Genomic DNA, 24,822 nt, shown 5'->3' on the forward strand with positions numbered 1-24,822 from the left:
ACTCAGACAAGCATAAAAATAGCCCTTGCTGGCGGATCTCCAGTAGAATGAAAGTGTCACCCAACATTCGAAAGGAGAGATCCCCCATGCAAGAGCACTTTCATTTTACTACAGATCCAGCCAAACTTCAAAAACAATATGCCGCTATTTTCTGTTTTGTTTCTGCTCAACTGTCGTTGATTCAAATGTATCTTCATCGCCGCAACCGTCACTTGGTCAAGCAAAAAGACGAAGTGGTCATGGCGGTTCACCTTTTGGGGAAGCTGCTGGGCTTTTCTTCTGAACGAGCCTGGCATCGCTTTGTCACGGGAAATTTGTTCACAAACGGCTCGTTTCTTGAACGCTCCCGATACAACCGCCGCTGCCGAGCGCTTGGCTTCGCGGTCAAATGGATTCGTCATGAACTAGCCAAACGTGGCCAACACCATGCTTATGCCGTTGTTGACAGTTTGCCTCTTCCGTTGTGCCATCCCGCGAGAATGCAGCGCGTCAAGCGATTTCGAGGGATCGCGGATATGGGGTATTGTGCTTCCAAAAAGCAATGGTACTACGGTTTCAAGCTGCATCTTCAAGTGACCAATCAAGGGCTGGCCATGGGCTATGTCGTGACGGAAGCGTCCTGCCACGACGTCAAAGCGGCTGAAACGGTGATGACTCAAATCCCTCATCCCTACAACTTTGGAGACAAAGGGTACATCAGCCGCGCTCTTCGAGAAAAGCTGTATGAAGAACACCAAGCCGCGTTCTGGACACCGTCTCGACACAATCAAAAGCACGGCCCATCCAAGGCATGGGAAGAATGGATCAAGAAAAAACGCAAAGTCATCGAGACGGTGTTTTCGATTCTCGTGGACCAATACCGGATCACCGACATTCGGGCGAATTCCATTGCCGGGTTTGAAGTGGCACTCGATGGCATCTTGGTGGCTTATTCCCTGGTCACACTAGGGCTGGTTGAGCGCTGACGCTCAACTAGCACCACGGGTTTTTATATTTTTCCTCCTCCTTATGGCTCAAGACAAACCCATTTTTTCGCTTTTGAAAAATATGATTGACTTCTTTCCAACTACATTCCGCATACGGCATCGATTCTAAGCCGTGATCAGCCATCCGGCATCCTTTCTCGTGAAAATAACGCACTCGGCTTTCAATGGCTTGCAACAGCTGATCGTAATCATTAATCGGCAGGCCAGCTGCTTCCCCTAGCTTTCCCACATAGTCTAAAAATGAAGGGCGGTTGATTTCAATGACTGCATCAGGACGAAAAGACGGAACAATCTTTACTAGAAATGATGGATCTTGGGCAATTGCTTGATGATCAACTAAATCATCGAGCGGATCGTCCGTTGTCCCAATCCACTCCACATTAGATTTGACAATGAAAGAGCGGGCTGAGAATCCTTCCTGTCTCAATAAAGCATTGCAATGATCCCAAATTTCACGCCACGTCCGCTCATTCAGAAGGACATCCACTTGAAAATAGCGTTTTAACTCTAAATGCGTCCAATGATAGAGTGGATTCCCGATGCAATACGGCACCGTTTTCGCCCATGCTCGAAACTTTTCCTCAGGGGAAGCGTTTCCTGTAATATATTTTTCTTCGACTCCCAGCGCCCGCATCGCCCGCCATTTGTAATGATCCCCCTCGAGCCAAAGCTCCGTCATATCATGAAACCGCCGGTCTTCTGCAATCTCTTTTGCGCTCAAATGGCAGTGATAATCAATAATCGGCAACGATTTAGCATAGTCATGGTATAACACTTCGGCATGCTTGTTTTGCAGCAAAAAATTTTCATGAATGAACGGCTGCACACTGTCTCCCTCCCGCAAACCGAAACTTCCGACAACTTATACAAAATAATGAGGATACTGTCTTTTTAGTACGTCTTTTTCAAATTCGACAAGCCGCAAATGCTCTTCCATCACCTGACGCACTTTCTCTGCTTCTTTATTCGCAATTAACCGATAAATTTGCTTGTGATGGGAAATAATAATGTCCCAATCGAGATCGGATGACAATCTCAGTACACGCAAACGATTGAAATGACTGTTTAAACTTTGCACCATTTTCCACGAGCGCGACATTCGGCAGCCATCGTAAATGAGCTGATGGAACTTTTCATCAAGCTCAAACAACTCAAGAAAATTTCCTTTTTCGGCACACAACTCTTGCATCGCAATATTCTTCTCCATTTCAAATAGATGATCTTGACGCAATTTCGTACAAGCTAAAACGGCCACTTCTTTCTCGACAACCTCGCGGATAAAGCGCCCTTCCTCCACATGTTCCAAGTTGATGCGCGAAACAATTGTTCCGCTTTGCGGAATAATATCAAGCAATTCTTCTTGCGCCAGTTTGAGAAATGCTTCCCGCACCGGGGTGCGGCTAATATGCAATTGCTCCGCGATTTCCTTTTCGGAAATTTTTGTTCCTGGTTCCAACTCAAGGCGCAAAATCTTTTCCTTTAGCATCTCGTACAACTGGTCGCGCGCTGAACCCCTGACAGAACTTTTAATTTGTTGGCTTTGTTGGGCAGTAAAGATCACCGTGCGATTCCCCTTTTTCTTATATACTAGTATGGCAGTGAGAAAGTACATCCATGATCATGTGTTTTCTTCCAATGTAGGAAAGAACATATTTCCTGTCAAATTTCTTAGCGATTCATTCCACATTCTCTCCCCTCACCTTGTGCACAATCGAGACCCATTGAGCTGCCCGTTCAGCAATGATCTTCCACTGATCGTTTTCCAATGCCCCTTCAACCTTCACTAACGAGTTCCCGACACCGATGGCATCCACTCCCGCTTTTATATACTCTCCAGCCGTTTTCAGATTGATTCCTCCAGTTGCGATGAGGGGGATGTGGGGGAGCGGCTCCTTTATGCTTCGAATATAGTTTGGCCCAAACACATGAGCAGGAAATACTTTCACCATATCAGCCCCGTGCTGAAAAGCATTCACAATTTCGGTCGGCGTCAATCCTCCTGCGATACTGACAACGCGATTTTGTTTTGCCGCCTGAATCACATCAATAGAAAGGAAGGGAGAAACGATAAACCGCGCCCCAGCTGAAATCGCCCTCTGTGCTGTTTCAGCGTCCAGCACCGTTCCCGCACCGATCAACATATCTTTCAGTTCCCTTGCAGCCTTTTCCAACGCGGCCAAAGCCCCAGCTGTTTCCATCGTAATTTCCATGATTGGAATGCCTCCCTGCCGCAAAGCCAATGACAGCGGAAGAGCAGTATCAACCGTCGCACCGCGGACGACTGGAATGATGCCAATCTCTCGAATCATTTGGACTACCTTCATGTAGGTTCATCTCCTTTATCGCGTAACATCTTCCCGTCGCTGATTTATCAAGCGCTCGACGTCATCGCGTTCCGGCATGCCATCAGCATCCCCCTCGACCATTGTCACAAGCGCGCCAACTGCATTCGCTCGCTGCACCGCTTCTGTTAAACGAAGTCCTTCAAGCAGTCCGGATAGCAGCCCAGCTGCAAACCCATCCCCAGCACCGACAGGGTCGATTACCCTTTCAACAGGAAACCCTGGAACATACTCATGATGCGCATTCGTAAAATAATGGGCACCATTTGCGCCTAGTTTAATGACAACAAGCGAGGCGCCCATGTCAAGCAGCCGGCTTCCCCATTCCTCAACCGAATGTTTTCCGAATAAAAACGATGCCTCAGCTTCTCCAGGGAGAACCACATCTGATTCAGCTGCCATGCGAAGCATCACTTCCTTGGCCCGATCCGCTTCATTCCATAGTTTCAACCGCAAATTCGGATCAAAAACGATTTTCACCCCGTGACGACGAGCGATCGCCATGGCGGCAAAGATCGTTTCACGACAATTCTCGCTTAACGCCGGAGTGATTCCCGTAATATGCAAATACTTTGCCTCTGCGATATATTTCTCATCCAAGTCGGCAGGCGTCAGCCTGCTCGCCGCTGATCCTTTGCGATAGTAATACACCCGCGTATCGTTTGGACGTCTTTGTTCCTTAAAGTAAATGCCGGTCGGCGCTTCCCCATCCATTTTTACCCGGCTGACATCCACCCCTTCACCTTGGAGGAAAGACAAAATCGCCTTTCCAAACTCATCGCTTCCGACCTTGCTGATCCATCCTACACGATGATCTAATCGAGCAAGGCCGACAGCGACATTGGATTCCGCTCCGCCAATCCGCATGGTAAAGGTGGTCGCCTGTCTCATCAAGCCGACGCTTGTTGGTGTAAATACGGCCATCGATTCGCCAATGGTGACTACGTCCATCTCGTCCCTCCAAAACCATTTTGGTAATCTTTCATGAAGAATACGATGTTATTTCACCATCATCTAAGCCGACATATGTGCTTGTCTCATCTCGAACTTGCTCAATCTCGATTAATGTCACTTCGTTTTTTGATAGGACAATAGATAAATGAATCACACCGTCCGTTGCCCGTCTCTGCTCCGTCATCACATGAGGCTGCGCCACTTGACGCAACGTTTCCACCGCTTGACGGCTTGGAAAGCGGGGACGCCCCATCTGTTTCCAAACTCCCCACGGGTTCCCGTACTGCTCATTGACGATTTGCCGTTTGATAAAAACAACTGAAAATGAAACCGGAATCACCAGCTGCACTTCTTTTGCAAATCCTTCTCCTTTTTCCATCACTAAATTCCAAAGCACAACAACAATCGCCCCGTCTTTCCGCCTTGTCACCATCATCTCCGAATCTCGGTACAGCAACTCGTCACCCAGAGCATTAAAGAACGTAAACGTGTGAAACGTCGGCTTTGGAATCGAATGAAGCGCGACTAGACCAAACCCACCGTGGAACAACGCCTTCGGAACATCCATTTCTTCAAACACATCGCTAAACGTCCAATACGAAAACGAGTCGACGTAATCTCCTCCCTCGCTCAAAATACGGGCAATGTATGCAGCATTGAGCGCCGTATCATGAACCGGGTTGATGGGGCTGTACGATGTATTATATTCGGTAATATGCAACGGCAAATGCGGAAACGGAGACTGGCGAATCAAGGCGCGCACCTTTTTGAATTGCTCTAGCATATCTTCTGGCGGCTCAAGCTCTTGATAGTAATATTCAAACGTTTTCTTATGCGGCGCCTTCGATGTATAGGCATGGCGGCTGACAAAATCAACAGGCACCCTCCGTTCGGCGCAAAAGTAGAGAAAATCCGTAATCCATTCATCGCTTCCTCCGCAAATGGCCGGTCCCCCGACCTGCAAATAAGGATCAACGCTTTTTACCGCCCGGGCTGTCACCTCGTACAGCTTAAAATACTCCTGTTTGTTGGCATCTTTCCAGAAGTTCACTAAATTAGGTTCATTCCATACTTCAAATGGCCATGTCCGCACTTCCTCAATCCCGTATCGCTCAACGAAATGGGAAACGACCGCCACAATAAGGTTGCGCCACTTGTCATAATCTTTCGGAGGCGTAACATTGCCTTTCCAATAAAAGACGGTTTGATCTCCTGAAGCAAGCGCATAGGGCATAAATCCGAGCTCAACAAATGGACGAATGTTCAAAGCTAAATACGAATCGAGAATTCGATCGATATACGTAAAGTTATAAAACGGCTTCATTTCCCCATCGATTTCGACTTCTCGATAAATTCCGACATCATCGGAAAGCAAGCCATGACCGCGGATGTATCGAAATCCTATTTTCTCTTGCACGAGCTTCAAGTGATCAAGATATTCCTTTTGCAGGGCAAGACCAAGCCGCCCGGTGCCAACGCAAAATTTCCAGCTCTTTTTAAACTGCTCATTCCCATTGTTGGGCACATTTACGACCTTCATGTCCCTCTCCCCCATTCATCGATAAATTTTTCTCCCATATTGGTCATCAATCCCTGACTTCCGGTAAAAGTACGTATTGATGACATCACGCCATTCTTTGGCATGTTCCACTTGAATTGTCAATCGCTCTAATACATCAAGATACCGTTTTTCATCAATTTTCTCCTTCAGCTGTTCCCACCGTTTCCGCAGCTGTTTCGCCTGTTCAACTCCTTCAAAGTGGGTATTGTAAATATGTTGAATGACCGTTTCCCCTGAATGCAGCCGATGCGTGTACGGAACGTGATGGAAAAACAAAAGCAACTCATCTGGACAAGTGTCCAGCGACTCATACATCGCTGCATTTTCCGGAAAGTATTGCGCTGTATATCCTGTTCCCGTAGCAACCGTCCGGTCAACACCGATCCCGTCGCGGTCGGCATAATGGTACGTCCCCCAATGCGAATATTCATAGCCATCCACATTAGGACCATAATGGTGCCCTGGGTTCACCATCCAGCCGACACCAAGCGGAGAGGTGTAATTTTCATAGATTCTCCATGAAGCCAGAAGCATCCAACTTACCGCTTCGATGACTTGTGGATCATTCCCGAACGTCTGTACGATCCATTCGTTGACAATCTCCTCGGCAGACAAATTTGGATTCCAAGCGAGCCGCCCAAATCCATAGAAGTTCGCTTGCGCCAACGTATGCCCAGTCCAGTTTGGATCACTGCCAATATTAGATACCCCTGCGATCCCGCTGTATCGATAGTCAAATAGCGATCCATCAATTACCTTTTTTACTTCCGACCCTTTTCCCTTGGCATACGTATCAAAATCAAGCACCTCTTTCCACTGTGGAATCAAGAAGCATAAATGTTTTTGCTGTCCCGTATATTCCTGAGTGATTTGAACCTCCATCATTTGATTGGTTTTCGGCATAGCGCCAAATAACGGAGAAACCGGCTCCCTTACTTGAAAATCCATTGGGCCGTTTTTAATTTGCAAGATGACATTCTCCCGAAACTGTCCATCCAATGGCTTAAAGTGATCATATGCTGCCTTTGCCCGATCGGTCGTCCGATCACGCCAATCTTGCTGGCAGTTATAGACAAAGCATCTCCAAATGACGAGCCCCCCAAATGGCGCCAACGCCTCTGCCAACATATTTGCCCCTTCCGCGTGATCGCGCCCATACGTAAAGGGGCCAGGACGGAACTCGGAATCCGCCTTGACTACGAAGCCGCCAAAATCAGGAATATATTGATAAATGCGTTTAACCGTTTCGTTCCACCACCGTCGCACCTCGGGGTCAAGTGGATCTGCTGTTGGAAGCCCTCCTACCTCAATGGGGCTTGCGTAGTTGATGCTCAAAAACGTTTTGATTCCGTAGGTTCGGAAGATATCCGCTACTTCCGCCACGTCAGGCAAAAAGTGATCGGTGATGAGTTTCGTTTCTGTTTTGTGTACGTTGACATTGTTGATGGAGATGGCGTTAATACCTACGGAAGCAAGCAATCGTGCATAATCTCTTATTCGTTGCTTTTGTTTCACGAACTGACCGTCAGCAAAGAAAATCGACCGTCCCGCATATCCGCGTTCGATGCTGCCATCCATATTGTCCCAATGATTGATCATACGCAACCGGTTTTTTGGTTGCTCGACGATCGACAATTGGTCGATGTTCTGACCCATTTGCAATAAACGGAGAAAATGAAAGGCACCATACAACACACCTGCATCTGTTTTCCCAATAATGTAGATACGAAACAGTCCACCGTCGGCATCCGATCGAATCACGTACCCTTCAGGATGAACAAGCGTTCCCTCGTCGCTTCCCCCTAATGGCCGCTCGAACTTTTCATCTTCAAGCGTCCCGAGCCAAATCGAATTAGCTGTTTCATTTACTTCCTGCACCAATTGTGGCTCAATCCCCATCATCGAACGAAGCCCTTTTTGGAGCTCTTCCACGGCTGCTTGAAAAATTGGCGAGGTTCTTTTCGCCACAATCTCTTCAAACCGTAATCGACTATATTGATCCTTCCGCTCATACCGCAGCCAACAAGGTTCATATCCCGCTGCCATGTCAGTTTCTCCCCCCGTTACTCTTTTTCCGCTCCTAACACAATCCCTTTCACAAAAAACTTTTGCACAAACGGATAAACAATCAGCATTGGCAAAGCAGCAATAAAGATTTGTGCCGCCTTCACTGTCCGTTCAGATAAGTTTTTCAATGTTTCTGCATCGACACTCATTTTCGTGAAATCCTGTTGAACAATAATCGTTTGTAAGAACGTAGATAACGGGTAATGTTTCACATCGGACATATAAATCAACCCATCAAACCATGAGTTCCAATGAAAAACCATCGTAAAGAGCGAAATCGTCGCAATGGCGGGCACCGAAATCGGCAAATAAATTCTCCAAAAAATCGTGAAATGATTTGCACCATCCATTAAAGCTGCCTCTTCAAGCGATTTCGGCACCGAAGTGCGGAAAAAGTTCACGAGCAAAATTAAGTTAAAGGCGCTGACAGCTGGCGGTAAAATCAACGCCCAAATCGTATCTGTCAATCCGAGCTTCGTCACCACCATATAAGTCGGAACGAGACCGCCATGGAACAACATCGTAAACACAAAAACCCACATATAGAGTTTCCGCCCGCGAAAGGCGTCGTCGCTTTTGGACAGCGGATAGGCAGCGCATAACATGACTCCCATGGAAATGACTGTCCCCAATACAACACGCAAAAACGAATTCCAAAGGGAACGCAAAAAATTTTCATTCCCAATCGTTTTCTCATAAGCGTCCAGCGTAAAGTCAACTGGCCACAGTCCAACCAGATTAGCGGTCGCCGCCGCACTGCCGCTGAATGAGACGGCTAAAATATGGATGAGAGGCAAAAGACAAAGAACGGCAATGATCGTTAAAAGAGTATAGTTAAACACAGTGAACAGTTTATAAGACCAGCTTTTTTTGTAGTGATAATGCATAGACCTCCCCTCCCTTAAAAGATTTTATAGTTCGCATACTTATAAGCGAGACGGTACCCCGTGACCACGAGAATAAAGCTAATGACCGATTTAAACAACCCTACAGCTGTCGCATAACTAAAATCCCCGTTCAAAAGACCGACGCGGTAAACATACGTATCGATGATATCGCCCGTTTTGTAAACAAGCGGATTATACAAGTTTAAAATTTGATCAAATCCGGCATTTAAAATATTTCCGAGCGACAACGTTCCAACCACAATGATGATCGGCAACATGGAAGGCAATGTGATGTAAATTGTTTGTTGCCACCTGTTGGCTCCATCCACAATAGCCGCTTCATACAGAGACGGGTTAATTGAAGTGAGTGCAGCCAAAAATACAATCGTGTTAAATCCGCATTCTTTCCACACATCTGTAACAACAACAATGGTACGAAACCAATCATTATCTCCAAGAAAGAAAATAGGTTCAACCCCGAATACCGACAAAAAACGATTGACAATCCCTCCCTCAGGAGAAAGCATGTCGATCAAAATCCCACCAAGAATCACCCATGACAAAAAGTGCGGCAAGTACACGATCGTTTGAACCGTCCTCTTAAACTTCATCACGTATACTTCGTTGAGAAGCAACGCAAATGCTAGGGGGACCCCAAGGTTAAAGATAATTTTTAATGTTGAAATGACCAATGTATTCCATATGACTTGACGGGCGTCTTCATATTCAAACATCGTTTTAAAATGCTCGAGACCAACCCAAGGAGAATGCAAAAAGCCAAGCCAAGGCTCATAATCCTGAAAAGCCATGACCAGTCCTAGCATCGGAACATATTGAAAAATCAACACAATGATAAGAGCAGGAATCAGCATAACATGCAGCTGCCACGTTCCTTTTCTTTTCTGAACTCTCTTTGTTTCCACCGTTGTTGTTTGTCCTTTGACATTGACGGCCGACTGCATACCCGTTTCCTCCTTCCGGCGTCATCTCTTGCAAAAAAGCAGGTGCGGACATCGATGTAAATTCTCTTTCACTGCTCGCCCCCGTCCGCACCCCACCATCGTTGAAACCGCTACTTTGCTCCTTTTACCGATTGATACCATTCATTCACTTCTTTTGTTATTTCTTCGCCTCCAGATTCTTCCCATTTTTTCACGAAGTCATCAAATGCACTGAGCGGCGTCCGTCCGTAAATGATGTTGGCAAACGTTTCACGTTCCATTTTCGTCAAAAACTCTCCGCGTTTTTGCATCGTTTTAGTGGGCGGACCTGTAAACTCGTTTTCAATACGGTATTGATTTTGTTGGTTGACGATTGTAGCCGCTTTCATAAACGACTCACCTAAAGATACAATTCGTGTATACTCATAGGCGTTTTTCGGCTGACGCTTCGTTGTATACAACTCCTCGACTAGATCATACAGCATGTACGGAACGGTCGGAATGGCTTCCGTAATGAAATAAGCCCCTGGATCCAATCTTCCCCCTGGAATTTCCTGGTCATCATAAACAGGCTTGCCGTTCTTCATCACATAGTCATAACCTTCCGCCAACCCGTATTTAAAATATTTCGAGTCATTATACACATAGGCGTATGCTTCATCTAAGTATTGGAAGAATTTATCCATATGTTTAAAGTCTTTGCTGAACAAAAACATGCCTGTAACCAATCCCTCGCCACGCCGGCCGATTTTGCCATCCGGACCACTCGGCAGTGGGTATGGTTCCACAACGGCTCCTGGATTATTTTTCAACGCATCTGCGATTGGCCATCCAGCAGCCCAAGGAGGAGCAGAAATGATTCCCGATTTTCCAGCGACAAAGCTTTTGATCGCCGTCTGTTCGTCCAAAATGCCAACTTCTTTGTCCAAGTATCCTTTTTGATACCATTCATTCAGCTTAGCCAACGCTTTTTTCATAGACGGCTGTACCGATCCATAGACAAGTTTCCCATCTTCGCCTTTTGACCATGAACCAGGTTCATAGTTGCCATAAGCACCGAAAATAAAGCTTCCGTCGGCCAACCAAGTTGCCAATCCGTTTTTGCTGGCCAGCGTCAAGCCAATCGTATCCTTTTTCCCATTGCCGTCAGGGTCTTTGTTGACAAACGCGTCCATGATTTTCTCGAGATCTTCGATTGTTTTAGGCGGCTGAAGACCTAACTTATCAAGCCAATCTTTGCGAATCCAAAGCAAGGAGTCGGAACCATTGCCTCCAGAAAATCGTGGGATTCCATAGCGTTTTCCGTCGACAGTCGCCGGATAAAACGCTTCCGGAAATTGCTCATAAATCTTTTTCAATCTCGGTGACGCATATTTCTCAATAGCTTCGTCGACCGGCATCACTTTTCCGGAACGAATTAAATCATTGATCAACTGCCCGTCTGACACTTTAAATACGTCAGGCAGTTTCTGTCCGGATGATAAAGCTAAGCGAATTTTATTGTGATACTGTTCATCGTTTGGAGCTGTCCACAATGTTTTCCATTTAATCCCCAATTCTTTTTCCGACCATCGTGTGATAGGATTGTTGTTCAAATCCTCTCCCTCTCGAAATTTCGTATCATCCTTTAATGTGCGGACAGTTGTAATGGTTACAACGCCATTTTTCTCTTTCGAATCTCCAGACCCGCTGGACGAAGAAGATTGGCTGTCCGTACATCCCGCAAGCATTCCAACCGCCAATGCAGCAGCGGTTAAAGCTGTAAACGCTTTTTTTAGCATATTTCTCCCTCCAATCCTATTGTCTAAAAATCCCCCTTGGCTACGATCACATTCTTTTTGATAAAGAAAACATAACGATTCCCCGTCTCAATCCCCCCTTTCAAGGTCTTATTGAGAAAGCGATTTCAACTGTTTGAAATCCAACTCCTAACCACTCCACAAATATTCTAGTATACTAGTTCGAAACGACGCATCCTACAAAATGTCTGTAATGCCGCCCTCATGATTCCAGACAAACAGAAGAATGAATTCTCGGTTGACATCCCTGTTCATATAGTCAAGATGTCAATCAGCTTCATGATTTGCCGTTTGCTTTTCTGCTACTAGTATAACTAGTATACTAGTTACACCTTCTATTATAATGAAAAGTTCATTTACATTCAATACTTTTCTGAAATCTTTTAATTATTCACGAAGAGAGGAACCCTTATTTTCTGCTCCCTCTTCGCCGCAACGTGAAGCAATATCATCAGACACTCACTGCCCTCCAAAAAGCTGGTTTCGGTTTATGCTGTTCATCGAACAAAAGCGGCCAGTTTTTTCTCCCGTGCACTGGAAAGTTATCGAGCCATGTATGGTCATCAGCAATTCCCCAAAATGTGACACTTTGAATAACATCGCGATACTCCTTAAACAAAGCAAAAATTTGCCCATACCGCTCTGCCTGCCGTTCGATCATTTCTGACGTTGGAGCTGCCAAATCGGTTCGACGATCGTGAAATTCAAACATGGATACATCGAGTTCCGTAATATGAAGAACAACACCAAGGGACGCATATCGTTCAATGGCCGCACGAATTTCATCAAGCGACGGGCGAGTCAAACTCCAATGCGCTTGCATCCCGATGCCATGAATCGGAATGCCTTTATCACGCAGCGATTTGACAAGTGCAAAAATTTTTTCTCTCTTTTCCGGAAAACATTCATTATAGTCATTGTAAAAAAGCAGTGCATCTGGGTCAGCTTCATAAGCGTAGAGAAATGCTTGTTCCATAAAATCGTCCCCGATGATTTGTCGCCACTTCGACGGCCTCAACAATTCGTCTCCTTCGTCGGCTACCGCTTCGTTGATGACATCCCAACAATATATTTTTCCCTTGTATCGCCGTACAACAGTTGAAATGTGACATTTCATCCGCTCAAGCAACACATCCCGACTGACGAAATGGCCTTGACCATCTTGAAACACCCAATCCGGAGTCTGGTTGTGCCATACAAGTGTGTGCCCTCGAACCGCCATTCGGTGCGAACAAGCAAAATCCACAATCCGATCCGCTTCCTGAAAGGTAAATTTCCCTTCTTCCGGCTGAAGATGCTCAAACTTCATATGGTTCTCTGCCGTAATACTGTTGACATGATCGATCAACAACTGTTTTTGCATCTCGATCGTCACAGGATTGACCGCCGCCCCGATGCGGAAATCATTCGCGAATACATCGCGGAGGGAGGGGAGGGAGCTGTTCATCTTCATTCCCCCTCCTCCAACCATAAAATGCTCGTCACGCCGCGCGGATAATATTTGCTGCCGCTGATTTCGCCAGCGATAATTTGGTCGCTCCAACTCCAAATGGAGAGCGTCGGATGCGTGAGCCACGCAACATGAGCCGCATCAGCTCGTTTTCCTTGTTCATCCCATTCCCACCCTAAAATGCGGCGGGCAATAAACTGGCATAAGTAAATTTTGCTCAACCACGAGTTGTTGCTTGTCGAGGAAATTTTCCATCCCCCATCCGGGAATAGGCAAATTCCTTCCCGCAACACATATTGCAAATGTTGTCGCAGTGCACGAATATAGTCTCCAAAGCGTCCGTCTTCTTTTAACGCCTCATGGCAGTTCGTAAAGTAAGGAAACACAAGCCCCTCAATAGCCGGGATGATTTTCGAGTCATTTCCTTCTCCCATCACAGCTGGGATATACCCGTCCTCCGTCACGTGACTGACAATCGTCGCGGCGCATTTTTCCGCCTGCTTCCCCGCCAGCACAGCCAGCTCCTCTTTACCGACATCGCGGAACAACTTTTCGAGCGCCACATAGGCAGCCCAACATTTTCCTGCCAAATATAAATTGTTGCGCGCCTGGCCGAGGGAAACATCCAAACTATCATACGTTGTGATTTCCGCTCCACCCATGGTGCGGGTGCTGTCAAGCCCCATCACGCCGTTCCGCTTTTCTGGATCCGGATGATCACGACGCACCATGCTTTCGAGACATTGTTCCAAGATCGTAAACCGCCGGTCGCGCCATGCCCAGTCTTTCGTTTGTTCGATGTATACCGCCGCGCAAAGCACCCAGTTGACGAGCTGTTCGTGCGTCATATGCGAAAAGCAGCCGCTGATTCCGTATAGCTCATATGACGAGTAATGCGGACGCGAGAACGTGTTAGCGACTCCCATATCATGAGTGAAGCTGATGCCGCCGGGATATTCCGTCCCATCTCCTGGGAAACGGACACGATCCTCATAGCTGTAGCGCTCGACATAGAAGTCAAGCACATTTTTCACCGTCCACGGATTCATTTTCAATTCAAAAAAGAGCTGGTCGACGGTGAGATCAAACGTATTCATCATCCGGTACTCACCTTCATTGACGACCCAAATCGGCTTTCCTTCATGCTCAAGCAGTTGTGTATTGCCATAGTAGCTGCGGATCGCGTGCGCCATCATAAACTTTTGATCATCGGAGAGCCATTCTTTTTCAATGAGTTCATTCGAACAGAACGCCTGCTCCTTTAACACCTCGGCCTGCTCTAACGCATAAAGACCGACTTCTTCGATATTATGGAAGAAACGGGTGTAAAAATAAGAGGCATCCATTCCTGCGGTAACATAACCACCGCGGTAAAAACAAACAGCAAATTGATACGTTTTCTTTTCTCCCGCCGGCACATCGACGATTAACGCACCGACTTTCCCGAGCCCAAACGTCCAGTTTTCTTCGAGAGTCGCCGTTAAGATATCCTCCATGCTAAAATGCAGCGCTGAGCGAACACCCTCGTCCTTGGATACAATGCTCAAAATCCGCCCTTGACCGACCCCGCGCAGCTGCGGGCATGTATCATCGATCCGCCGCATCGAGGTATACGGGTCGGTGCCTTCGAATCCGAAAAACGCCCGTCGTGTTCTTGTTCCGTTCGTGTTATCGATCGTCATCTCGACAATGACAGCTGGGACCAACGCCAGCTTAAGCTCTTCCTCGGATGCCGTTTCCGGGTCTGGTACGGCCTTCACCGGTGAATAAATCGTCAACGTCAAGTCCCCGGCTTTCCATGTATCCGTGGCAACGCGAAATTCGCGTTCGATCCGCTCTTTCGCAAATGGAATCAGGATGTTTGGTTTTTGCGGATTCGGATCAGGATTTTCAATGTCATATCGTTTGCTTTCATCCTCGCCTGCTGTTTCCGCGAATGGAAGGATATGATACAGCCCCGGCTCATGCGGCGACTCAACGCCAATAAAGACATTTTGCCGTGGCGGTCGGGCAAGTTCCAAATCTAGTCCTCCGCTTTTTCCTGGGAATCCTAGCGTAAAGCTGGCAAACGCCCCAACCGGCGAGTGATGGGCGTTGAAAAATACATTGGTTGGCATGAATAGCTCACTCTCCCCTTTTCTTACTATGCATGCGATCAATCATCAGAGCATCAGAGAACTGCTACTTTTTCATCTGCTTCCAGCTTGCAGCTCCAACAATTCGCTGACCGTGACCAATTTGTAACCTTGCGAATACAATTCGGATACGAGTATATTGACAGCCTCGATCGTTTGTGAACGATCTCCGAATCCGTCATGAAAGAGCAAGATGCTCCCGTTTTTTATATGGGGGCGACTCTTCCGAACAATATAGTCAACTCCTGGTTGTTCCCAGTCTCGGGCATCAGTATTGAGCGCACCGATCATTTGGTAGCCGAAATGGTTGCACATAGAAACAACAGTTGCATTGTAGTCAAGATAAGGAGGACGGAAGATCGTGGCCTTCACTCCGGTCATCGCAGCAATTACGGCATCTGTCCGGTTCATTTCTCGAAAAGCCTCATCTTCCGTTAGAGAAGTCAGGTTAGCGTGAGAATACGTATGATTGCCAATTTCATGCCCTTGCGCCTTGACCGCCTCTACAACTTCCGGATGCTTCTCCATCTGGCTTCCGATCATAAAAAAGGTCGCTTTTCCAGATGCCTTCTCCAATATCTCCAACACTTTCAATGTATAAACCGGATTCGGTCCATCATCAAACGTCAGGGCGACCAATTTGTGCGGCGTCTCTACATGTTCAATCATTCCTCTATCTTTCCTCCATTAATTCAAATGATGCCAAACCGATAGACCGTCGTTGATGCTCGCTCCTTGCCAGCTGGCAATACGATCGACGGAAACTGCGGGTGATGAATCGCATCCGGCAACCCTTGTGTTTCAAGGCAGATGCCTAAATATTTCCGCGACGGCACGCCGCCTAGATCCAACCCTTCCGGCAACTGGTTCGATGTATACACCACCACGCCGACTTCGTCCGTCTCCACCGTCAACACTCGCCCGCTCTTCGGGTCGGAAAGCACAATCTCTTTGTCATGATGCCGATCGAGCCAAAACGGATGGTCATAACCCCCGCCGACGAGTTCAATTTGCGGATGCCCGGATTCGACCGCCTCCCGTATCGTCGTTCCGTTCCGCAAGTCAAACGGCGTGCCGGCGACATCCAAGATGCGGCCCGTCGGAATCAGCTCCTCATTCAATTCCAGCACACGCAAGCTTTGGATTGTCAACGTGTGGTCCAATATATCGCGCTTGCCATTGCCGCTTAGGTTAAAATACGTATGGTTTGTCAAATTGACGAGCGTCGTTTTGTCCGAACGAGCCCGGTGTGTGACGATCCATTCGTTGTCATTGTTCAGCCAGTACTCCACTTGAACTTGAACCGTTCCTGGATACCCTTCCTCCCCGTCCGGGCTCGTGTACGAAAAGACGACCCCCACCGCACCGTCGCGTTGAACGGGCTCGGCCTGCCAAAGCACACGATGGAATCCGTTCGGTCCGCCGTGCAAGTGGTTGTTGTTTTCGTTTTTCGCCAATTGATACGTGATTCCATCGAGGTCGAAGCTCGCCCCGCGAATGCGCCCCGCCACCCGGCCGATCACGGCGCCGAAATAAGGGGCGTTCTCAACATACGGTTCAAATCGTCCAAACCCGAGCACGACATTTTCAATGTTGCCGTTCCGATCCGGAACGCGGAGGTCCGTCACGATGCAACCGTAGTTTGTCGTGGACAGTTCCATGCCGTGTTCATTTGTCAACGTAAATAAAAGAACATCTTTTTCGTTGAAACAAGACCATGTTTCTTTCCTAATCCGCAACCCCTCTCCCCCTCTCAAACGATGGAAAAAGCAACGATTTGATCATTTTCATCATACTATATTTTGCTTAGTTTGTATATAACACAAACAAACTTAACCGCAATCACATATGACATCATCCTTTTACCGAACCGGCAACCAATCCTTCAATAATTCGATCGCTCAAGAATAAGTACACAATCAAAATCGGCAAAATGCTGATAACCAAAGTCGCGCCGATCGCCCCCCAGTCGGTGAGATATTGGCCGACAAAATTATTGACTCCGACTGTGATCGTTTTCCATTTTTCCGAACTAATGAACGTGTTGACAAACACAAACTCATTCCAATTGTAAATCATGTTGATAATAGCTGTAGTCGCAAGAACAGGCGCTGTCATCGGCAATGTGATGCGGAAAAAAATGCGATGAACAGAGCACCCGTCCATTACTGCCGCTTCTTCGATTTCGCGCGGCAACGACTGATAAAATCCCAGCAAAATCATAATCGTAATCGGCAAGTTAAAGGTCGTATACGAAAGGATAATCGAAATGGGGTTATCAATTAAGTTCATTTTATTATAAATATTAAACAACGGAATGAGCGTCGAATGAAGCGGGATCATGTAAGCGATCATAAACAGAGCCAATACAACACCTTTGAATTTCCACTCCATTCTTGTCAAGGCGAACGTAACGAAGCTGGCTAAAATCAAAGTCAATACAACAGCGACAATTGTATACCAGACACTATTGAAAAAGTATTGGTTGATCCCTCCATCAAACCAAGCATTTATATAATTTTCCCATCGTGGAGATTTCGGCAAGGCGAACGGAGACATTCCAAATACTTCTTGATTCGTCTTCAACGACAATAAGAATAACCATACTAATGGATATAATTGAAGAAGCGCTACAACAATCAAGATAAAGTAAAGAATTCCCATTGCTATTCGTCGTAAAGGAGAACGAGGCTTGGAATCTAAGATTTTCTTTTCTTTCATGGTCAATTCTCCTTTTATTCTTGATTTACTCTCAACATTTTTTGAATCATCCAGGTCGCTCCCATGCTAAGGATGAGCAACCCAAAACCAATGGCACTTCCATACCCGAAGTTGAATTTTCCAAACGCTTCTTTATACATATAAGAAGCAATCACTTCTGTGGCATGCCCCGGGCCGCCTCCGGTCATGACGTAAATCAAATCAAAATATTTCAAAGACCCGACAACGGCTAGAATCACCAATACTTTTAACACCCCAGAAATAAGGGGCACCTTAATTTTGTAGGCAATTTGAAAAGCATTGGCACCGTCCATTCTTGCAGCTTCAATCAATTCTTGGGGTACATTGATCAAAGCCGCGTACATAATAATGATGTAAAACCCCGCATACTGCCAAACGATCGGGATGAAAACCGAATATAGCGCCATATCAGGATCCGCCAACCAAAGTGGAGTCTCTTTTATCCCAAACATAGACAATAAACTGTTAATCAGCCCATTCATCGGATCAAAAATCTTAATCCAAAGTTGAGCGATGGCGACAGACGACATAAGCATGGGGATGATGTAAATTTTTCTAAACAAATTCCCTCCCTTAATTTTGCTCGCCAATATTAAAGAAACGATTAAATAGCCGATCAAACTGAGAACGGAAAACAACGCCAACAAAACGGAGTGCCAGGTGCTTTCCCAAAACAGCTTGTCATGAATAAGCTTTTTATAATTCTCCAAGCCGATGAACTTCATCTGGCCTACCCCGCTCCAATCCATCAATCCATAATATCCCGTCAGCGCAATCGGGATATAAATCAAAAACAAGACAAGGAGAAGCGACGGCAGGACATAAAGAATGATCGCTGTTTTATTGGACATAACGTTTTTCATCGTTGATAACTCCTTCTTTACAAATAAGGGGGCATGTGTTGTTCCAGATGCCCCCAAAATTCTTATTTGTTGGCTTCCTCCGCCAACGCGTCATCATGTTGTTTCGCAAATTCCTCTGGAGTGATTTGTTTCCCAAACAGGGCCGTCATTAAGTCATGGTGCAGCTCAGAAACATTCGGGCTTGCTTGGGTGTCAAACCAAGTCGTAATGTTTGTCGCGTTATTGATGTCATGCAAGACATCGAGATACATCTTCGGTACGTTCAACCCTTCTGTATTCACCTTTGTAGCTGGTAAAATGCCTGCACCTTCCACTGACCGTTTGCCCCATTCTTTGACAAGGTACGCCGCGAAGTCTTTCGCTTGTTCTTTATGCTTTGAGTTTTCCGCGACAAATGCGCCTAACCCAGGACCGCCGACATAACTGTTGATGTCCGTTCCTTTGCCGCCTTCATACAATGGGAATTTGAAGTAACCCACCTTCTCTTTAAACTCTTGCGGCACATCCGGGCTGGTTGTAAAGTTCGGCAACTCCCATGTGGCCGTTAAGAACATGGCTGCCTTTTCGTTCAGGAAATAACCTTTAGCATCATCATTCGAGAAAGCAGTGTTCCCTTTGACAAAGAACCCCATATCCACAAGATTTTGAACTTCTTTCGCCGCTTTTACAATGGCTGGATCAGACATTTTCACTTTTCCTTGAATGACATCGGTCAAAATCGTTGGGCCGCCAATCCGGTCAGCGAGGTACATAAACCACATCGATGCCGGCCATCCGTCTTTTGAACCGACCGTTGCTGGAATCACCCCATGCTTGATCAACGTTTTCCCAATATTTTTCAAATCTTCAAAGGTTTTTGGTTCCTGAAGATCATATTTTTTGAAAATCTCTTTGTTGTAGAAAATATACGTAATGTTCATCTCCATTGGAAGCGCATACGATTTGCCGTTAAAGGTATACGCTTCTACCGTTCCAGGTACAAACTGGTCTTTAAATTCTTTTTCGATAATATCATTTAGCGGCGCAAATTGTCCCCCAGTGGCGTATGGTTCGGCAAAACCGTTTGACCACGTTAACCCTACATCCGGTAATTCATTCGAAGCGGCCAATACTTTCAATTTATCTCGGTATTGATCCGGATTCAGCACCTCTACATCAATGACAACATTCGGGTGTTTCGCTTCATAGTCTTTAATAATCTCTTCAACAAGATTGTAATAAGCAGTTGAACTGCCTTTTGGCCAATCGTGCATAAACTTCAAATGAATTTTTCCGTCCCCGGATTTCCCTTCGCTCGCAGAATCGCTAGATGAAGAAGAACAACCAGACAGCACAAGACCCGCCATCAACATCAACAAAACCAACCATGTGAACGCTTTCTTTTTCATAAACTGTACCCCCTTCTCTATTCTTTGCTTGCAAATACAGTCTACCATCATCATGAAGGGGGAAAAAGGCAACAACCATTAGGAAAAGTACCAGTATTTTTAGATCTCACATTTCGCACCCTCCCGACGAAAATCGGGAGGATTTTTTCATTCCGATGTCGAATGAATCCTTGACACACAAGGAACGTAAAGGAGTTTTTCTCTCATGAATGTGAAAGTCAAAGGGGTCTATCGTAATGGTTATTTGAATATAATAAGTGTTCTAGTCAAAAAACTCGACATCCCCCACTTGATTGACCATCTTGTGCCCGTCGATCCACAATGCCAAACGCGAGTCAGCGATGCCGTTCAAGCCATCCTTTACAATCTATTTGACGGCCGGCAAGCCCTTGTTCACTTAGAACGATGGGCTCAGGAGATCGATCTAGAGAAACTCATCCGTCCCGGTCTCCAGCCTTCCTGGTTGAACGACGATGCCTTGGCCCGTCATCTCGACCGCTTGTATGAGGCCGATATTCACAAGGTCATCAGCACTTGCTTGATTCACATTTATCGCAAAGAAGGCCTTTCCCTCCGAGCCTTTCACGCTGATACGACGGACAAGACGGTTTACGGAGCGTATGAGTCGGCCTCATTAGAGGCTTTGCAGATCACACATGGCTACAACCGCCATCACCGTTGGCAAAAACAGATCGGCTTCGGGCTGGTCGGCAACGAGGATGGCATCCCGTTTTACGGCGATGTGCATGACGGCAATCTATCGGATAAGGCGTGGAATCCTGAGGTGCTGTCGCGGATCCACGAACAGTTCAAACAAGCCAAGATCGACGACGAATGGATTTACGTGGCTGATTCCGCTGCCATGACGAAAGACACCTTGGCGCAGACAAAAGCCGCCCGAGCCTTTTTGATCACCAGAGGCCCTTCGTCGCTTCGAATCGTGAAACAGGCGCTCGCGGAGGCCGATTCGCCTCACATCCCGTGGAGCGAACCCTTTACCCTAGCGGAGAGAAACGGCGCCACGTACCGGGTATGGGAAACGGCCGCGACCTATGAAGGCCACCCGGTTCGGCTGATCGTCGTCGAATCGAGCGCGCTCGACCAGCGCAAAGGAAAAACGCTCGAAAAAGAGCGGGTCAAAGAAGCGGAGCTTCTTCGCGAGGAACAAGTCCGTTGGGAGCGCCACCCCTTCTCCTGCCGCGAAGACGCCGAACAAGCCTTGACGTCCCTCAAGGCGTCCCTTCGCCCTCGGTTTCATCGGGTGGAGGCCGCGGTCAAAGAGATCGTGCGTCCGAAAAAACGGCGCGGACGGCCGAAAAAAGGGGCGGAACCCGAGACGGAGACGCTGTACACCCTTCGCCTAAACGTCGAATTCGACCAACCGGCATGGGAACAGGCAAGACGGAAAGCGTCCCGGTTTGTCCTCGTCACGACCGTTCCGAAGGAATGGAAGGGCCAACAAATGGATGCCCAAGAGATCTTGAAGCTGTATAAAGGGCAAATCTCGGTGGAAATGAACTTCGCGTTTTTGAAAGATCCGTTTTTCACGGATGAGATTGATGTCAAAAAGCCAGAACGGGTCGCCGTATTGGGCTATCTATTTCTCTTGGCCTTGGCGATTTACCGCGTTTTTCAGCGCCGGGTGCGTCAGTTCATCACACCAGAACGCCCGTTAAAGGGCGCGGGAGGCCGCAAGCTGACCCGGCCAACGGGACAGGTGATTTTTCAGCTGTTTCAATATGTGAACGTCATCCTGCTGGAGCTGCCAGACGGGCGCATCCAACGCGCACTGGATCGCTCCCTCAACCCGGATCAGCGAAGGATTCTGCAGGGATTGGGCATGGATGAGAGCATCTACGTCTAACATGATACAGAACGACTAGCGATGGTAAAAAAAGGATTGCCATCGCTCGTTGTGTTGGTCAAAAAGTTATTCTGAAAAACTAAATAAAAAATCCTTTGTTTTGACCTTGTTAGGGTGCGAAATGTGAGTTAGATTATTTTCCTTTTTGACTTTTTCGATAGCTACTTGGAGTCTTTCCCTCCATTTCTTTAAACAAATGAATAAAATATTTCGCTGTTCTGTAGCCACATTCTTCTGCAATCTCCGCGACAGTCATGTCAGTCGTCATCAGCAGCTCTTTGGCCCGCTGCATCCTTCTTCTTGTAAGATATTCGCTAAATGTCAGTTGCATTTGTTCTTTAAACAGCGTGCTAAAATAGCTTGGATTCAAATGGACATGCTCCGCTACATCTTTTAGTGATATATCGTCTTTTAGGCGCTGATCAATAAACTGGATGGCCTCCCGAATCGGTTCGCGAGTTTGAGGATGACGGTCAAGAGCGTTGATGAGTTTATCGTCAATCAATTGTTTCATCACTCGTTCCCTTTCCTTTTGCTCGGAAACGTGGATCGCTCTTTCTACCGCTTCAAATAATTCGCTTTTTTTCACCGGCTTCAACAAATAGTTTAATACACCAAGGCTGATGGCTTTTTGCGCATAATCGAAATCAGGGTAAGCAGAAATAATGATCACCACCGGTGAATCTTCGTTTTCTCTCATCCCCTCCAATACTTCAAGACCTGTGATTTCCGGCATCCGAATGTCTGTCAACAACACATGCACCCGCTCCTGCCGCAAAATAGCAAGTGCTTCTTGGCCATTGGCAGCTGTGATAATTCGGTGCTTGCCGGAAGCCCATTTTTCCAACACCCGTTTCATTCCTTCTCTCGCCCTCGGCTCATCATCCACAACTAAAATGGTCTTCTCATACATTACCTTTCACCTCCGTTAACAGGAATTCGAATTATGACTTTTGTACCTTTGTTTTTACAGCTGTTAATCGTTATGCCATCACTCGTTTCATCCTTATAGTAAAGTTGGAGACGCTTTTTCACATTATACAAAGCCATTCCTTTTCCTTTTTTTGAAATCACCTCTCCGGTATGCATGGCCTGTTTCACCTCGCTGAGCTTTTCTTCATCCATTCCAACTCCATCATCTTCCACAATGATCTCAAGATAACGATCCGAAACCAGCTTGACGGCTACGGTAATGGTACAAGGGGCTGACTGGTTTTCCGAACCATGCACGACTGCATTCTCCACTAACGGTTGAATCAACAATTTCGGGATTTTGACATTTTCCCATTCCTCAGGCAGCAACAAACGCCACTTGATGCGATCACCAAACCGGAATTTGATAATGTCCATATAATTTTCGATATGGCGAAATTCCTCTTTCAACGTAACCCAATCATCGTCCACATTTCGGCTGATGGTATAGCGAAACAGCTCCGACATGGACACAACAACATCCGCCAATTCTTCTTCTCCCTTTTCTTCTAATGACCATCGCAGCGATTCCAACGTATTATACAAAAAATGAGGATTGATTTGTGCTTGAAGCGCTTTCAGCTCGCTTTGGCTGCGAACAATTTCTTTTTGATACACCATTTTGATCAAATGATTCGTTTCTTTCACCAATTGGTTATAGGTGCTATTCAGTTCCCTGATTTCGTTCACGGTGACCATTTTCGGATTAATAGCTAACAATCCTTCATTGGCCAGCCGCATGGTTTTAGTCAGTTGGGCAATCGGGCGCGTAATGATGGTAGAGAGAAAGAATGAACATAAAAAGTAAATGATGATCCCGATGATGCCAGCGAAAATGATTCCCAACCGAATACCATTCATCCCTTTGGTTAGAGCGCTGACAGGCGTTAATATGAAAACGGTAAATCCTTTGCCGGAAGACTGCTTTGTTACCATGTATTCGGTTTGATTTATTACAGTTGCTGACCGTTGATTTAATGAAGATACATCAGTTAAGCTGGAATTATTTGAAAAAATAACCTTTCCTTCCGGATCGGAAACCAATACGTATTGCCCCGTGTTCACCTCAGTAATCGCGAAATACGGCTTATAAATTCGGGCAAGCAAGTATCCCCCGTTGGCAAAATGGCGCTCCATCAACGTAATGCGCCGGATCACTAAATAAAATTGAGGACTCCTTGGATCTTCTCCGATCCATACAAGTCTGCCTTTCGCGCGATCCGCTTCATAAATCCATTTCACGTTGAGACGTTGAAACATCTTCATAGAACTGTCTAGGGGAAACACTTGCTTTAAATCTTCTGTATAGAGCTCGACAGAGTAAATGCCCTCAGAGTTGGCTTGGATATTATTAACCACACTTTTTAACCTTTGCAATTCTGGAAATGTCACCTTCTCTCCCGCATGGATTCGTTCAAATAATCGTTGAACTTCTTGATTGGTCATCACAAACTTTGTCGCTGTATTCAACTGTTCAAACAGTGAGTCAATTCGACCGCTCGTTTCAATAGCTGTCTGCTTGATTTGGTTTTCAGCGTTGTTCCGAATCAACAGGGACACTTGCTTGAGCGTGATCATGCTGACGAGAGACAGCACAATCACCATGACAAATAGGAATACGACCAATATCTGATTTCGCAACGTGTTCCATTTTTTTAGGCAGCTAAGCATGGCAATGTACCTTCCCAACAGCAGAGTATAAACATCATGGAAGACAACCTTCTTTTATTACTAGTATAGTGGCTTCCGGATAATTTGTATAGAACACAAACAAAGATTGACAAAACAAAAAGCTGGTCGTGAACAGTTCGTAAACCATCCGACCAGCTTGCTCATTCAACTTGGTATTTCGTTTTGATTTTCAAATTATT

The 24,822-nt window shown here is 46.4% G+C and carries 19 protein-coding genes and 1 pseudogene; 2 read left to right on the plus strand and 18 right to left on the minus strand.

Annotated features, from left to right (window positions below; genetic code table 11):
- Window positions 1–86: 86 nt before the first annotated feature.
- Window positions 87–965 (plus strand): IS982 family transposase, encoded by an 879-nt coding sequence (locus GYMC52_RS09320; RefSeq protein WP_012820634.1) that lies wholly within the window; start codon window positions 87–89, stop codon window positions 963–965.
- Between the two features lie 22 nt (window positions 966–987).
- Here the strand turns inward: GYMC52_RS09320 and GYMC52_RS09325 are convergent.
- The 16 genes and pseudogenes from GYMC52_RS09325 to GYMC52_RS09400 form a co-directional block, all read right to left on the minus strand.
- Window positions 988–1,812 (minus strand): annotated as a pseudogene (locus tag GYMC52_RS09325) (glucuronate isomerase); the annotation flags it as partial.
- Between the two features lie 36 nt (window positions 1,813–1,848).
- Window positions 1,849–2,547: a GntR family transcriptional regulator gene (locus GYMC52_RS09330; RefSeq protein WP_013523879.1), complete on the minus strand. Its 699-nt coding sequence runs from the start codon at window positions 2,545–2,547 to the stop codon at window positions 1,849–1,851.
- A gap of 115 nt (window positions 2,548–2,662) precedes the next feature.
- Window positions 2,663–3,310, minus strand: a complete 648-nt coding sequence (locus GYMC52_RS09335) for a bifunctional 4-hydroxy-2-oxoglutarate aldolase/2-dehydro-3-deoxy-phosphogluconate aldolase (RefSeq protein WP_013523880.1) — start codon at window positions 3,308–3,310, stop codon at window positions 2,663–2,665.
- A gap of 15 nt (window positions 3,311–3,325) precedes the next feature.
- Window positions 3,326–4,279 (minus strand): sugar kinase, encoded by a 954-nt coding sequence (locus tag GYMC52_RS09340; RefSeq protein ID WP_013523881.1) that lies wholly within the window; start codon window positions 4,277–4,279, stop codon window positions 3,326–3,328.
- Window positions 4,280–4,310: 31 nt separating this feature from the next.
- Window positions 4,311–5,822, minus strand: a complete 1,512-nt coding sequence (locus GYMC52_RS09345; RefSeq protein WP_013523882.1) for a GH39 family glycosyl hydrolase — start codon at window positions 5,820–5,822, stop codon at window positions 4,311–4,313.
- A gap of 15 nt (window positions 5,823–5,837) precedes the next feature.
- Window positions 5,838–7,889: an alpha-glucuronidase family glycosyl hydrolase gene (locus tag GYMC52_RS09350; RefSeq protein ID WP_013523883.1), complete on the minus strand. Its 2,052-nt coding sequence runs from the start codon at window positions 7,887–7,889 to the stop codon at window positions 5,838–5,840.
- A 17-nt stretch (window positions 7,890–7,906) separates the two neighbouring features.
- On the minus strand, window positions 7,907–8,797 hold the full coding sequence (locus GYMC52_RS09355) for a carbohydrate ABC transporter permease (RefSeq protein WP_013523884.1): 891 nt from the start codon (window positions 8,795–8,797) through the stop codon (window positions 7,907–7,909).
- Window positions 8,798–8,811: 14 nt separating this feature from the next.
- Window positions 8,812–9,759 carry an ABC transporter permease gene (locus tag GYMC52_RS09360; protein WP_013523885.1) on the minus strand — a complete coding sequence of 316 codons (948 nt, stop codon included), beginning with the start codon at window positions 9,757–9,759 and terminating at the stop codon, window positions 8,812–8,814.
- A gap of 110 nt (window positions 9,760–9,869) precedes the next feature.
- On the minus strand, window positions 9,870–11,519 hold the full coding sequence (locus tag GYMC52_RS09365) for an extracellular solute-binding protein (RefSeq protein ID WP_013523886.1): 1,650 nt from the start codon (window positions 11,517–11,519) through the stop codon (window positions 9,870–9,872).
- Between the two features lie 469 nt (window positions 11,520–11,988).
- Window positions 11,989–12,984 carry an endo-1,4-beta-xylanase gene (locus tag GYMC52_RS09370; protein WP_013523887.1) on the minus strand — a complete coding sequence of 332 codons (996 nt, stop codon included), beginning with the start codon at window positions 12,982–12,984 and terminating at the stop codon, window positions 11,989–11,991.
- 2 nt (window positions 12,985–12,986) lie between these two features.
- Window positions 12,987–15,104, minus strand: coding sequence for a glycoside hydrolase family 52 protein (locus GYMC52_RS09375; RefSeq protein ID WP_013523888.1), 2,118 nt, complete (start codon window positions 15,102–15,104; stop codon window positions 12,987–12,989).
- Between the two features lie 72 nt (window positions 15,105–15,176).
- Window positions 15,177–15,791, minus strand: a complete 615-nt coding sequence (locus tag GYMC52_RS09380; protein ID WP_013523889.1) for a polysaccharide deacetylase family protein — start codon at window positions 15,789–15,791, stop codon at window positions 15,177–15,179.
- Window positions 15,792–15,814: 23 nt separating this feature from the next.
- On the minus strand, window positions 15,815–16,861 hold the full coding sequence (locus GYMC52_RS09385; protein WP_013523890.1) for an aldose epimerase family protein: 1,047 nt from the start codon (window positions 16,859–16,861) through the stop codon (window positions 15,815–15,817).
- Window positions 16,862–16,976: 115 nt separating this feature from the next.
- The gene (locus GYMC52_RS09390) at window positions 16,977–17,843 is read right to left on the minus strand and encodes a carbohydrate ABC transporter permease (RefSeq protein ID WP_013523891.1); all 867 of its coding nucleotides are present in this window, start codon (window positions 17,841–17,843) and stop codon (window positions 16,977–16,979) included.
- 14 nt (window positions 17,844–17,857) lie between these two features.
- Window positions 17,858–18,727 (minus strand): carbohydrate ABC transporter permease, encoded by an 870-nt coding sequence (locus tag GYMC52_RS09395; RefSeq protein WP_013523892.1) that lies wholly within the window; start codon window positions 18,725–18,727, stop codon window positions 17,858–17,860.
- 62 nt (window positions 18,728–18,789) lie between these two features.
- On the minus strand, window positions 18,790–20,115 hold the full coding sequence (locus GYMC52_RS09400; protein WP_013523893.1) for an extracellular solute-binding protein: 1,326 nt from the start codon (window positions 20,113–20,115) through the stop codon (window positions 18,790–18,792).
- 205 nt (window positions 20,116–20,320) lie between these two features.
- Here GYMC52_RS09400 and GYMC52_RS09405 point away from each other — a divergent pair, with 205 nt between their 5' ends.
- Complete coding sequence (locus tag GYMC52_RS09405) at window positions 20,321–21,979, plus strand: IS1634 family transposase (RefSeq protein WP_013523894.1); 1,659 nt, start codon at window positions 20,321–20,323, stop codon at window positions 21,977–21,979.
- A gap of 133 nt (window positions 21,980–22,112) precedes the next feature.
- Here the strand turns inward: GYMC52_RS09405 and GYMC52_RS09410 are convergent, their stop codons facing one another.
- Entirely contained in the window at window positions 22,113–22,892 is a 780-nt protein-coding gene (locus tag GYMC52_RS09410; protein WP_013523895.1) for a response regulator transcription factor, read from the minus strand.
- Window positions 22,892–24,622, minus strand: coding sequence for a sensor histidine kinase (locus GYMC52_RS09415; RefSeq protein WP_013523896.1), 1,731 nt, complete (start codon window positions 24,620–24,622; stop codon window positions 22,892–22,894). Before GYMC52_RS09415 ends, GYMC52_RS09410 begins: the two co-directional genes overlap by 1 nt.
- Window positions 24,623–24,822 lie beyond the last annotated feature (200 nt).

Origin of the sequence: Geobacillus sp. Y412MC52 (assembly GCF_000174795.2) — a bacterium.
GTDB lineage: Bacteria > Bacillota > Bacilli > Bacillales > Anoxybacillaceae > Geobacillus > Geobacillus thermoleovorans.